The 13,194-nt window shown below is 43.4% G+C and carries 7 protein-coding genes; all 7 read left to right on the top strand.

What is annotated here, in order from left to right; genetic code table 11:
* Positions 1-72 precede the first annotated feature (72 nt).
* The 7 genes from H8S64_RS03230 (at position 73) to H8S64_RS03200 (ending at position 13,191) form a co-directional block, all read left to right on the top strand.
* Positions 73-1,230 (top strand): FecR family protein, encoded by a 1,158-nt coding sequence (locus H8S64_RS03230; protein WP_186974913.1) that lies wholly within the window; start codon positions 73-75, stop codon positions 1,228-1,230.
* 347 nt (positions 1,231-1,577) lie between these two features.
* Positions 1,578-2,732: a TlpA family protein disulfide reductase gene (locus tag H8S64_RS03225; RefSeq protein WP_186974912.1), complete on the top strand. Its 1,155-nt coding sequence runs from the start codon at positions 1,578-1,580 to the stop codon at positions 2,730-2,732.
* A 59-nt stretch (positions 2,733-2,791) separates the two neighbouring features.
* On the top strand, positions 2,792-4,225 hold the full coding sequence (locus H8S64_RS03220) for a TlpA family protein disulfide reductase (RefSeq protein WP_176554988.1): 1,434 nt from the start codon (positions 2,792-2,794) through the stop codon (positions 4,223-4,225).
* Positions 4,226-4,235: 10 nt separating this feature from the next.
* Positions 4,236-5,192 carry a TlpA family protein disulfide reductase gene (locus tag H8S64_RS03215; RefSeq protein ID WP_099291367.1) on the top strand — a complete coding sequence of 319 codons (957 nt, stop codon included), beginning with the start codon at positions 4,236-4,238 and terminating at the stop codon, positions 5,190-5,192.
* 5 nt (positions 5,193-5,197) lie between these two features.
* Complete coding sequence (locus H8S64_RS03210; RefSeq protein ID WP_186974911.1) at positions 5,198-7,582, top strand: S9 family peptidase; 2,385 nt, start codon at positions 5,198-5,200, stop codon at positions 7,580-7,582.
* Positions 7,583-8,005: 423 nt separating this feature from the next.
* The gene (locus H8S64_RS03205) at positions 8,006-9,484 is read left to right on the top strand and encodes a hypothetical protein (RefSeq protein WP_222621129.1); all 1,479 of its coding nucleotides are present in this window, start codon (positions 8,006-8,008) and stop codon (positions 9,482-9,484) included.
* 41 nt (positions 9,485-9,525) lie between these two features.
* Positions 9,526-13,191: a SusC/RagA family TonB-linked outer membrane protein gene (locus H8S64_RS03200; protein ID WP_186974909.1), complete on the top strand. Its 3,666-nt coding sequence runs from the start codon at positions 9,526-9,528 to the stop codon at positions 13,189-13,191.
* Positions 13,192-13,194 lie beyond the last annotated feature (3 nt).

The raw sequence follows: 13,194 nt of genomic DNA, 5'->3' as shown, positions 1-13,194 counted from the left end.
ACATGAGTTCGTTTTCAGTATCAGAAGAACTATGTAAAATTGAATTTATGTAGATTTAAGAAGAGGTGAATTATGAAACAGATAGAGTGGGATATCATAGAACGCAAATTAGAAGGGGGACTTTCTCCGGAAGAAGAAAGTCGTTTCGGAGAATGGTACACGGCAAACAGGGAGAATAAAGATTATTTTCACAAGATAGAAAGGTTTTATCAGAAAAACGGGTTCGTTAAGGAGATTACCGATAAGGATGCGAATGTTTCTTGGAAGAAGTTTTCCAATCGTCTGGAGAAAAAGAAACCGGGAAAAAGGCGCAATCTTTTTTATTGGTCTGTTTCAGGTGTGGCGGCTTGTTTGTTGATCGGCGTTCTGGTATTTACTTTAGGGCGTGACGAGAAAACTGTTGCCCCTACCCAAATGGCAACCATTCCGGCGGGAGGAAATAAAGCTATTTTGCAGTTATCCAATGGAATATGTGTTGAGCTGGAAAATCTTTCCAACGAGATGGAAGATGCTTCGGCTAAAATCGTTAATACAGGCTCTGTATTGAGTTACGAGAAAAAACAGGATACTTTGATCCAAGAGGAAGTTTTCAACAAAGTAACGACTCCGAGAGGGGGAGAATACGGGATAACACTTTCGGACGGGACAAAGGTGTATTTGGGAGCTCTCTCGGAGATTGAATACCCGGTGACATTCTCCGGAGATAAACGAGTGGTGAAGGCATCCGGTGAAATCTATTTTGACGTGGCTCATGATCCGGAACATCCGTTTGTCGTGGAAATGAAAAACCAGAAAATAGAAGTATTGGGAACATCATTCAACGTTAGGGATTACGAGGATGAAGAGTTTGTTGAAACCACTCTCGTCAAAGGTAAAGTGAAAGTATCGGCAGGCAATGAATCCTGTATTCTGGAACCGAGTCACCAAGCTGTGTTGGATAAGAAAAATAACACGATAGTACAGAGAGAGGTAAACGTGGATGAATTCGTGGATTGGAAAAACGGAAAATTGAATATCCGGAACCAACGTTTGGAAGATATTCTGACCCGATTGAGCAAATGGTATGATGTTTATGTCTTCTACACGAGTGAAGACGCCAAAAACTTACGCTTCTATGCGAATATTGACCGGTATAGTGATATGAATGAATTGTTGGATAAGTTCGAAAAGACAGAACAAGTTAAATTCGAAATCAAAGGAAACGTGATTAATGTTTCGACCATGAAATAAGAATCAAAATGGTATTGACTGTATAGAGTAGAGGGTGTGTCAAAACACACCCTCTCGTCCATAAGGTCTGAAGGTCCATAATGTCGTAAGGTCAAATGTATAGAGAGATTTGATTTATGATATTGTATGTCATTGTGTTATTGAATCGTGGACTTTATGGACATTATAGACTGGAGGTGTGTCAAAACACACCTCTTTTATTAAGAATTTGTTAAAATGTATCTTCTTTGTACCCTGTTTTGAAAGTTTGTTCGTTTTGCGTTAAACAGTAATTTTAATGCCGGAACGAATGAATAAGAATAAGGGTTTTTACTTGTAAGTTCGGGTAAATTTTAAAAAAGGGATGTATGAAAAGAACGAAGATTTTTCTAGCAGTGTTCGCGTTATCAGGTATGTTTTATAACGGTCAGGCACAGGAAACAAAAACGGAAGTGAAGGATAGTGTCACGAGTGACGGTACCGTTCGCAAGACTATTAAAATGGAGGTCAAGAGTGCGGAGGATTTGCAGAATTTATTCAAGATGTTGGGTAATGGAAACGTGCAGGTAACTAATAAATCAGCCGATGCTCAACAAAAAAAGGGGACAGTAACGACCTTGAATCAAGTTCAGGGACGATTAATGGAGAGTAATGGTGATAAAACTTTGCATGCAAAATCTTATTTGAATCGTCAAGCACCGGAATTGAAAGTTGAGAAATGGTTGACGGATGTACCGAACACGGAAGGTAAATTTGTGTTGATTGATTTCTGGGGGCCTTCTTGCGGACCTTGTCGGAAGAGTATTCCTGATTTGAATAAATTCAGTAAGCAGTTTAAAGATAAATTAGTGGTGATTGGTGTGGCTCCAAACAAGGAAGAATCTGTACGGGGGATGAAAGAGCCTGTCATCGAGTATTATAGTGCTATCGATACGAAAAAGGAATATATCGGTAAATATGAAGTGAAAGGTTACCCGCATGCAGTGCTTTTGGATACTCGGGGAATCGTTCGTTGGGAAGGTAATCCGGTATTATCAGGATATGAATTAACAGCCGAGGTAATTGAAGGGTTGTTAAAAAAATATGATTACGAGAATGGAGGGGTTGACCGGAATATGGCAAAACCGTTTTTAGGAGAAAAAGTACCGGATTGGAATATAAAGGAATGGTACCCGAAAGAACCGAAAACGAAAGGCAAGTTTGTTTTGCGGGATTTCTTCAGTTTCCACTGTGGCCCCTGCCGGAAAGCAATCCCGAAGTTAAACAAATGGAGTAAGGAATTTGCCGATGATTTAGTGGTGATTGGTTGTGCCAAAGATGGCGTAAAGCGATTACTGGAAATCGAGCCTAAAATCGAGTACAATTTGGCAAGTGACCCGCAAGGGGAAATATGGAAGACTATGGATTTGCACGTGTTGTCATACGTCCAATTGATTGATCCGAAAGGGATTGTCCGTTGGGAAGGTCTTTGCATAGATTTGACAACTGCAAAAATCAAAGAAATTATTAGTAAGTACAAGTAGCTGTTTTTTGGAGGTTGTCCGAGATAATTTTTGGACAACCTTTTTTTAATCGCATGAAAATGAAACGTAAAGTTATTCTTGTCGTTGTAGCGATATTGTGTCTTTTGGGAAGCGGATACGCGCAGAAGACTGAAAAAATGAAAGTTCGGGAATGGCAATCCCCGGTATTGAAAAGTGCCCGGACTTGTTTAGAAGTTCAAGTGCAGGGTTATGAACCCGGAATGAAGAAAGAAGGATATTTGTCATGGGGTGGATTTCTGCCCGGTAAACAAGAATTTGCACTGGATGAAAACGGGAAAACTCTGATAGAATTCGAGCAACACGGTTCTTTGTTGTTGAATCTTTCTTTAGCGTGTATGGATCGGGAATTAGAGATTGTCCTGAATCCAGGGGAGAATGCAAGGCTTTACGTGAATACAAAAGAAACAAGGGGAGAATTTGAAGGGGATTATTCGGAATTGAATCAATATTTGCTTTGTCGTGGTGAGCGTAACCGTAGTTATCCGGTAGATTTGGAAAAAATCAAAGGAATGACGGAAAATGAATACATTCTTTATTGTAAAGAATTGTATGATAGTCGATTAAAAGAGTCATCGAAGCAAAAGAAAAAACAAGGTGAAGGTTGGTTCCGCTATGCTCAATTGGAAGCGTTGTTGGATTGTGCGGAAGATATTTATTCGATGAATCCGAATTTTGAGAAGGCGTATCAAGGAGCAAAAGATTCGAGAGAGCTGCCTTATACAAAATATCCCTGCTTTAATATATTGCAGCCAATTTTTCTGGAAGCCGGTTATGATTTGATGCTTCTGCCCGAGCATTCGATTAACAAGATGTTATCGTACTTTAGAAAGGAAGAACAGTTGCAGGCTTTTTTGGAAAATAAAGGAGGTTATTTACTGGATTTACAAAAAGCTCATGTTTGCCATTTGCGTGTAAATAATGATCTGCCTTTAAAAAAGGAACATCTGACATTGATGCAAACGGCTTCACCCTACGTGAAAGAGTTATTTACCGATATTTACGAGAAAGGAAATAAGGCATGGGCAGAACATCTGGCAAAACCGGGATATAAGATTGGAAAGGTTCCGGACGTACCGAAAGAACAGGTGTTTGACAGTATCATGACGGGCTACCGGGGAGAAGTGGTATTTGTTGATTTCTGGTACGTGTACTGTAAATCTTGTTTGAAAGCGATGAATGAAATGGAGGAAGTGAAACAAGAATTTGAGAAAAAAGGGGTTAAGTTTTTGTTTATTACCGGGGCGAAGGCTTCACCGGAAGAGCGTTGGTTGAAAATGATACCGGACATGAGTGGCGACCATTACCGGGTGACGAATGAAACTTACCGCTATTTGATAGATGAGCAGTTTAAGATGGGAGGGTTGCCCCATTATTTAATCGTGGATAGAGAAGGGAATATAAAACATTCTTTCAGAGGTTTTATGGGACGTGAAAAGATGCGGGAAGTATTGGAAAATGAATTAAAGAATTAAAAAAGAATATATGAAAAGAGTTGTATTATTATTTATAGCCGTGTGGTCTGTTTTTCCTGTTTTTTCACAACAAAAACAAGACAAAGTTTGGTTGTATGCCAAATCGATTATCAATCAAAAGGCTCCGGAATTAGTTGTCGAAGAATGGATTACGGATCGACCGGATACAAAAGGAAAATTTGTTTTGATTGATTTTTGGGCAACGACGTGTGGCCCGTGTAAAAAAGCGATATCTCATTTGAACGAGTTCAGTGAGCGGTTTAAAGATAAGTTGGTGGTGATCGGGATTTCTTACGAGAAAGCGGAGAAAGTGAAAGCCATGAAAGAACCTGTTATTGATTATTATAGTGCGGTGGATACGGAAAAGAGAATGAGTAAAGAATTGGAAATTACAGGGATTCCGCACGTGATACTGATAGATCCTCAAGGTATAGTACGTTGGGAAGGTTATCCGTTGGGAGGGGTTAAGTTGACGGCGGAGGTGATTGAAGACATTATGAAGAAATACGGGAATGAGGATAAGGTAGAAAAAAAGATGTGGGCAAAATCTTTCTTGAATCAAAAAGCTCCCGAATTAGTGGTTGAAAAATGGTTGACCAAAGAGCCGAAAATGAAAGGTAAATTCTTGTTGATTGATTTTTGGGGACCTTCTTGTGCTCCTTGTCGGAAAGGGATTCCGGATTTAAATGAGTTCAGTAAGAAATTTAAAAAAGATTTGGTGGTCATTGGGATGTGCGGTCAGAAAGAAGAACAAGTGAGAGCGATGAAAGAGCCTGTGATCGAGTATTACAGTGCTATCGATACCAAGAAAGTATTGCATAAAGCCTTGGGGATAACGGCTGTCCCTCATGCTATTCTGGTTGATCCGGAAGGCATCGTACGTTGGGAAGGCTACCCTCTTCTGAAAGGACATGAATTGACGGCGGAAATAATTGAAGAAATAATCAAGGAGTACAAGAAGAAATAAAGATAATGGTAAGGTATTTTTTATGGATATTACCTTGTTTATTCGCCCTTTCCGGGGTAGGGCAAAAGGCGAATTATAAACAAGCGGAGCGTTTTTTGAATTTAGAATCTCTGGTCGGTTCTACAAGTGTGTTACCTAATGTTTTGAAGGGGACGGATAAATTCTGGTATAAATATGAAACGAAAGACGGGATACGTTATTATTTCGTGGACCCTAAAGCCGGGTTGAATCGTGAATTGTTCAACCGCAAAGAGTTAGCGGGTGAGATTAGCCGGGTGACGCACAAACCTGTTAATTACAAGGATATTAAATTATCGGGTTTTTCTTTGGAAGAGAAAGGGAAGGTTTTGCAATTTACTTCAGAGGGAGTAAGATTTAAATACGATCTTCGGACGAACGCTTTGGAACGAGTGATTTCCGACACGACAAAGAAAAATCCGAAAACACCGGTGAAGCCGGCTAAGACGATAAAATACGACGGTAAACTTTCCCCGGATAGCAATTACACGGTATATGCCAAGAATCATAATCTGTATTTATTTTCGCTGAAAGATTCCGTGGAAACACAATTGACAACGGACGGGCGTACAGGTTATTCTTACGCACCCAAGACGGCGGATTCCACGAAAAAGGTGATTCCGGATATTACTTGGTTCGGTGATTCAAGATTCTTTTACGCGGAGCGTGAGGACAAAAGAAAAATGGAGGAGCTTTACTTGGTAAATACTTTAGGCACGGGGCGTCCGACATTGCAGAAATACAAATTTGCCATGCCGGGGGATGAACACGTGCAACAGAATGAATTACACGTGTTTGATATTTCCATTAAAAAAGAGGTGAAATTAGATGTAGAAAAATGGAAAGATCAAAAATTATCCGTGTACAGTGTCGGACGCCCCGCTAAAAGGCTTTATTTCACGCGCAAGAAAAGGACTTGTGATGAGATGGAGTTGTGTCGGGTAATCCCGGAAACGGGAGAAGTGAAAGTGTTGATTAATGAAGTATGTGAACCTTATTTTAATGATCAGCTATTTAAATTCCACGTATTGAAAGACGGGGAAGAAATTCTTTGGTGGTCGGAACGCACGGGGCACGGGCATTGGTATCGGTATGACGGAGAGGGAAACCTGAAGAATGTTGTTACTTCCGGTGGTTGGACATCCGGGAAAATTGTTCGGATAGATACCACGGGACAAACCATTTATTTCGAGGCTTACGGGCAAGACAAAGAGGGTGTGAGTCCTTATTATGCTCGCTTGAATAAAGTTCGTTTTGACGGGAAAGGAGGGGTGAAAATATTGACACCGGAACAGGCAACGCACAAAACGAACTTTTTGTTTGGCGGGAAATATTTCGTGGACAATTATTCCCGTGCTGATTTGGAACCTCGGAGCGTGATAAGAAACACGGACGGGAAAGTTGTTGTAGAATTGGCATCTCCCGATTTGTCCCGGCTTTACGAAACGGGTTGGCGTATGCCTGAACCTTTCTCCGTGAAAGCGGCAGACGGTTCAACGGACCTATTCGGTTACATGTGGAAACCGGCGGATTTCGATTCCACGAAGACGTACCCTATCATATCTTACGTGTATCCGGGACCGCAAACTGAAGGAGTTCCTTTGGAATTTAGTGTTTCAACGGGATTTAATAATGCGGCTTTGGCACAAGTGGGTTTTATCGTGGTCACGTTCGGACACCGGGGAGGAAGCCCTTTGCGTGACAGATGGTACCACACCTACGGATACGGCAACCTGCGGGATTACCCGTTGGCTGATGACAAGTACGGGATAGAACAACTGGCAGATCGTTACCCGTTTATTGATAAGTCAAGGGTAGGAATATTCGGTCATTCTGGGGGAGGCTTTATGTCCACGGCGGCAATCTGCACCTATCCGGATTTTTACACGGCGGCTGTATCTTCTGCCGGGAATCATGATAATAATATCTATAACATCTGGTGGGGAGAAACACACCACGGGATAAAAGAGGCAAAAGCTACCAAGCCTGTGACCAAGAAAAAAGCAAAAGCCCCGGAGGATGTAAAAGATTCCACGAAGAGTACGATTGAAAATGTAAAATTCGAGAAACCCAATATCCCGACCAATATCGAGTTGGCAAAGAACCTGAAAGGGCATTTATTGCTCGTGGCCGGGGATGCTGACAATAATGTGCATCCTGCCAACACTTTCCGAATGGCGGATGCGTTAATCAAGGCCGGTAAGAATTTCGATATGCTAATTTTACCCGGTCAAAATCACGGTTATCGGGGAGTGTCTTTGGATTTTTTCAAACGAAAAATATGGTTCCATTTCGCGAAGCATCTATTAGGCGATTATTCCACGGATCAATTTACAGAGATCGACGAATACATGCGTTTAGGAAGTAATTAGTTTTGTTTAAATAGTATCTGTGTATTTTTAAAAGCGTTCGGGATTTCCCGGACGCTTTTATTATGGATAAATAAAATAGATACTGATAGATTGCGATATAAGCCTCAAGGTAATTGGGGTGAAAACTTGGTTTTAGTATATTCCTTCATATTAATAAATTTTATTGCTGTATAATTTGTAAGATAGAGAAGGGGTATATAGTTAAATTCATTCGTTGTTTGGAAAAGTGATAAAGAATGTGTTAAAAAGAAAGAGTTAGATTATAAGATATATATAAAATGCCTATCTTTAGCAAGATGAGTTTTGTGTGGTAAAAAAACAATCGTGTGAGTTTTAAAAAATGAAATTGTTGTACCCGATTTTTACTAGTTATTCGTTTTTAAGAAAAATGAAATAATGTGGTAATCTAAAATCAATAGCATGATGAAAAAAAATGTAGGATTTTTATTATGGATACTTTTATCCATTTTTATTACATCTTGTACAAAAACGTATAGGGAAGCTGATGCGGAAAAGGAGGAAGAGATTGTTCCTCCCGGAGAGACCTATACGCCTGAACAGATGCACAATTTGAATGTAGTGTATTATGTACCGTCCGATATTTTGGAAATAGAGAATTGGCATTATCGTTTGTCAGGGATGACGCTGCATATACAGAATTATTTCCACGAGAATTTTATGCGGTATCGGGTGAACAAAAAGTTCGGGTTGGAGGTGAACGAGGCTAACCCAGAGTTTATTAGAATTCACTACATCAAGAGTAACAGGAGGCAAGCCGAGATGCAGGAGAAGAATGCATCGGAGATGGCACAAGAGGTGTTGGATTATTTCAAGCAAAACCCGGAGGCCAAACAGAGTGACCACTATCTGGTGTGGATGCCGAAGTACGAGGGAGCTTTTATCAAACATTTCTACCCGAGTGATAAAGAAGGATTTGCTTTTTGCGGGGTAGATTACACGAGATGGAATCCGAATTACCTGAAATCATCCCGTGCCATGGCGGCGTTTTTGACCGATTTGGGACTCGTGTTAAAGACGTTTGCGCATTCTTGTTTTGCCGTGAATGGGAATGTTGGGTCGGATGCTGATTTTATGAGTATAATGGGAGCGAATAAGCGTGAAAGATCGACAGCAAAATCTCAACCTATATATAATTATAAACATTATGCAGGGACGGGAGGTAGTTCGAGTTCTTTTATTGCCGGTACTCCGGGTAAAATTCGGGTGCCGATATGGGATGTGCGTTACTTGTCCGGCACCCAGTTGTTTAATGAAAAGTATTCTTACGAGCCGTTTGAGGTTGTTATAGAGGATTTTAAAGTGAAATCATGGGCTGGAGCAAATTTTGTTGTGGAGAATGATACAGCCAGGGCGGAGGTGAACTTTGTTGTTCCGCAGGATACGTTAAGGATTACGTGTAAATTCCGCACGGAGCCGGCAGATGTTGAATTGGCAGGAGTTACTTTGTTTGACGACCCGTGGTTGACGTATGATGTAACAGGGAAAAGAGATAGCAAAATGGATGAAGATGAAATGGAAGATACCGGTTTTGACGCTTACGGAATGTACATGGATGCCGTGTCGTTCACGAAAGAGGGTGATTGTCACGTGGTGGAGTTTGTTTACCCGATGGTGAATCATCTAAATATGTTGTTAACTGAGACATCGGTTAGTACTGAAACTCACGAGTTACGTCTTCGGTTTATCGGGAAAAACGGGATGGCTTACCCACATGCACCTCGGTCGATAAAGGGCGTGAAAGAAATGCGATACAAGTATAAAGTGACGGGAGTGAGGGCACAGACGAAACCTGTGGAAGTTCCTTACTATCAAAAGCATGATATTGCCGAGAAGGATTTCTATGGTGGCACGTGGGGTGAAATTGTTGAAGGGATGGAGTGATATGAAAAAAACAGATGTTTAATAAAGCTAAATATATATTTATGAGAGCGATAAAAACGATGAGATTAGTCGTGTTGCTTCTGCTGTTTTCGGTGGGTAGCGTGTTGTTTGCCAATGCGCAGGAGGTGAGGTTGGTTTTGCAAGTGAAGCAAAAATCATTGATCGAGGTAATTGATATACTGAAGCAAAAGACGGGGTTCTCTTTTGTTTATTCTGCTGCGGATGCGGAGCGGGTGAAGGGGTTGACCTTCGACTTGAAGAACAAGACGATTCGCAAGGTATTGGATGCAGTGTTGGCGAAGACGAATTTCGTGTACACGATTGACGACAAGGTGATTATCTTGAAACGGAAAGTTCCGGTACGACCCGCTGCCAAGCGGACGGTGAGGGGAGTCGTGGTGGGTACCGCACCGAATGACACGTTGCCCGGGGTGACGGTGATGGTGAAGGGTACTACCACGGGGGTGACCACCGACGTGCACGGGAAGTTCTCCATCGTGATCCCGGACGGGGACGACGTGGTGTTGCGTTTCACGTTTATCGGGAAAAAGATGGCAGAGGTGCACTACAAGGGACAGGAGTTCCTGACCGTGAAGATGGAGGATGATGCGCAGGAGTTGGAAGAGGTAGTGATCAATGCCGGGTACCAGCAAATTGACAAGCGGAAATTGACCAGCGCAGTGACGACGCTGAAGATGGACGACATCATGACCCCGGGTATGACCACGCTGGATCAGATGCTGGAAGGGCGCGTGCCGGGTATGGTATTTATGCAGAACTCAGGACAGGTGGGTGCCTCCCCGCGGTTGCGTATCCGCGGTACGTCCACCGTGTTGGGTTCCCAAGAGCCGTTGTGGGTGGTGGACGGTATCATCCAGGAGGATCCGGTGAACGTGGATCCCGCCCAGTTGAATGACTTGGACTTTGTGAACTTGTTGGGTAATGCCATCTCGGGGTTGAACCCGGAGGATATCCAGCAGATCGACGTGTTGAAAGACGCTTCCGCCACGGCGTTGTACGGTACGCGGGCGGCCAACGGTGTTATCGTGATTACCACGAAACAGGGTAAGGAGGGGCCTCCTACCGTGCGTTACAGTTTCAGCGGAACGCTTTCTCGCAAACCGCGTTACTCGGACCGCAACGTGAACGTGATGAATTCGGCCGAGCGGGTGGCTTACTCCCGAGAAATTTTGGAGAAGAAGATGGAATATAGTGACAAGAACACGTGGATCGGTTACGAGAAGGCTTTCGAGGATTACCGTAACGGTTTGATGACCTTCGAGCAGTTCCAACAGCAAACAGAATATTACGAGACATTGGACACGGATTGGTTCGACGTGCTTTGCCGGGATGCTTTTTCGCATACTCATTCTCTCTCTTTCTCCGGGGGCTCGAAGACCGCCAAGTATTACGCTTCGGTGGGATACAACCGCCAGAACGGGGTGCTACAGAAAGAATTCGGGGATCGCTACACGGCCTCAATGAAAGTGACGTTGAATTATGATCGTTTTAATGCGACTTTTGATTTGAAAGGGAACGTGCAGAAGCAGGAGCACACGCCGTCGGATGTGGGGTTGATGGATTTTGCTTACAATACGAGCCGCGCCATACCGGTGTATAACGAGGATGGGTCGCTCTATTTCTATCCCAAAAAAATGGTTATGGGGGGAGATAATGCAGGAGAAGCGTGGTTCAATATCTTGAACGAACGGGATAATTCTTACGAGAACATCGACAAGAATCAGTTGTCGTTCTCGGTGAATGCCAATTATAACATTTTGGAAAACTTGAAATTGACGGGTGTGTTTGCCTACTCTATTTCCAACACGGATGATGACGTGTATCACGGTGCCACAACGCATTATGCCAAGTCGCTCGCTAAAAAGGGGTATTCATTAGATGATTTTACGGATCGTGGAAAAAACGGGGAGTACGATAAGGGTAGTTTCCGACAACATACTAATTTGCCGTACGGGGGTGAATTAAAAACGAATTCGACTAAGAACGAAAACTACAACTTGCAGAGTCGGTTGCAGTATCATATCTATTTGGATGAGGAGCAAGATCACATGTTGTCCGCCATGGCGGGATTTGAATTGACTTCTTCCCGCTACACGGGATTATCCAAAACATTCCGGTGCTACGTGCCGGAGCGGGGATTGCAAGTGGGCAATGTGGATTTCAAAGAATATGGTGAATACACGAAATGGTTGACCACGGATGCTAATGCCTTGGGTAAATTTAAGGACACGGAATCGAATAAACTTCGTTTTATGGGAGTGTTGAATTATAGTTATCAGAATCGCTATATCTTTAACGCTAATATGTCGGTGGATTATTCCAACCAGTTCGGTGACCGGGCGAGAGACAAGTTTTTGCCGATTTGGTCGGTTTCCGGTCGTTGGAATATGCACGAGGATTTATTGAAAAACGTGTATTGGGTGAACGACCTTGCCTTGACCGCTTCTTTCGGGTACCAGGGAACAACGCAAGCATCGCAGATTCCGGATTTGATTATGGTGAAAGGGGAGTTGGATCCGGCGTTCAATGAATTCGGTTCAACCATCAAATCTTTCCCGAACCCGGATTTGAGTTGGGAAAAGACGATGTCGTTGAACAGTACGTTGCACTTCTCGTTGTTCAACCATAAACTCAGTGGAACGCTTTCTTATTTCTACAAGAAGACGACGGATGCTTTCTTGAACAAGAAGGTGATGCAGGTGAACGGGGTATCCTCTTACTCGGTGAACGAGGGAACCGTGACGAACCAGGGTGTGGAGGTGAGTTTGAATATCAACCCGATCAACACCACCATGGGGGGAGGAAACCGGGATGGCTTTATGTGGCGTATCGACCCGCAGCTGGGAGGTATTGTCAACAAGTTAATCAACCGGGCGCTGCAGTCGAATGCCGAGGATCCGTTGCACGACGAGTACACCTACATGGATTTCTTGAACGGGAATGCACACGTGTCGGGAAAACCGTTGAACTCCTTCTACTCGTATGAATTCACGGGGTTGAGTGCCGATGACGGTCGCCCGACGTTTGCCCGCGTGGGAGAGGAGTATTTTGCCGAGTATGTCGATATGCCGAAGGCGGATGTCTTCACCAAGGTGATGCGCTATTCCGGTTGCCGCGTGCCTGTGTTGCAGGGAGGTATCTCCAACACTTTCTCGTGGAAAGGGTTCGTGCTGGACTTCAACCTGACGTACAGCCTGGGTTCCAAGGTTAGGTTGTTGAAGTTGTTTAACCCGGATGCCAAGTCGTTGGCGGTGTCGCCCATACAGAACTTGCGCAAGGAGATGGTGGACCGCTGGCAAGTGCCCGGGGACGAGAAGTACACGAATATCCCGGGGATATTACCTAAGAAAGCGTATGAAAATACACTCAATCAGGTTTGGTGGAGAGGAGAGCCTTACGCATTTGCCAAGAATATCTGGGAGATGTATAACTATGCCGACGTGCGGGTGATCAGTGGTAACTACTTGAAATTGCAGCGGTTGAATTTGCGTTACGTTTTCTCGGATGAGGTTTGCAAGAAGTTGCGTTGCAAGTCGATGTACGTGTCACTGTCCGGAACGAACCTCTTTACCTGGGCTGCGAAGGAGCTGAAAGGACAGGATCCCTCCTCGCAATCTGGTTCGGCAGACAAGATAAACGTGGCGGTACAGCCGACCTACTCGCTGAGCGTGAACGTGTCATTTTAAAAC

Origin of the sequence: Butyricimonas hominis (genome assembly GCF_014287455.1) — a bacterium.
GTDB lineage: Bacteria > Bacteroidota > Bacteroidia > Bacteroidales > Marinifilaceae > Butyricimonas > Butyricimonas muris.
The sequence above is the reverse complement of the archived record's forward strand: the minus strand, read 5'-3'. Positions and strand labels throughout refer to the sequence as shown.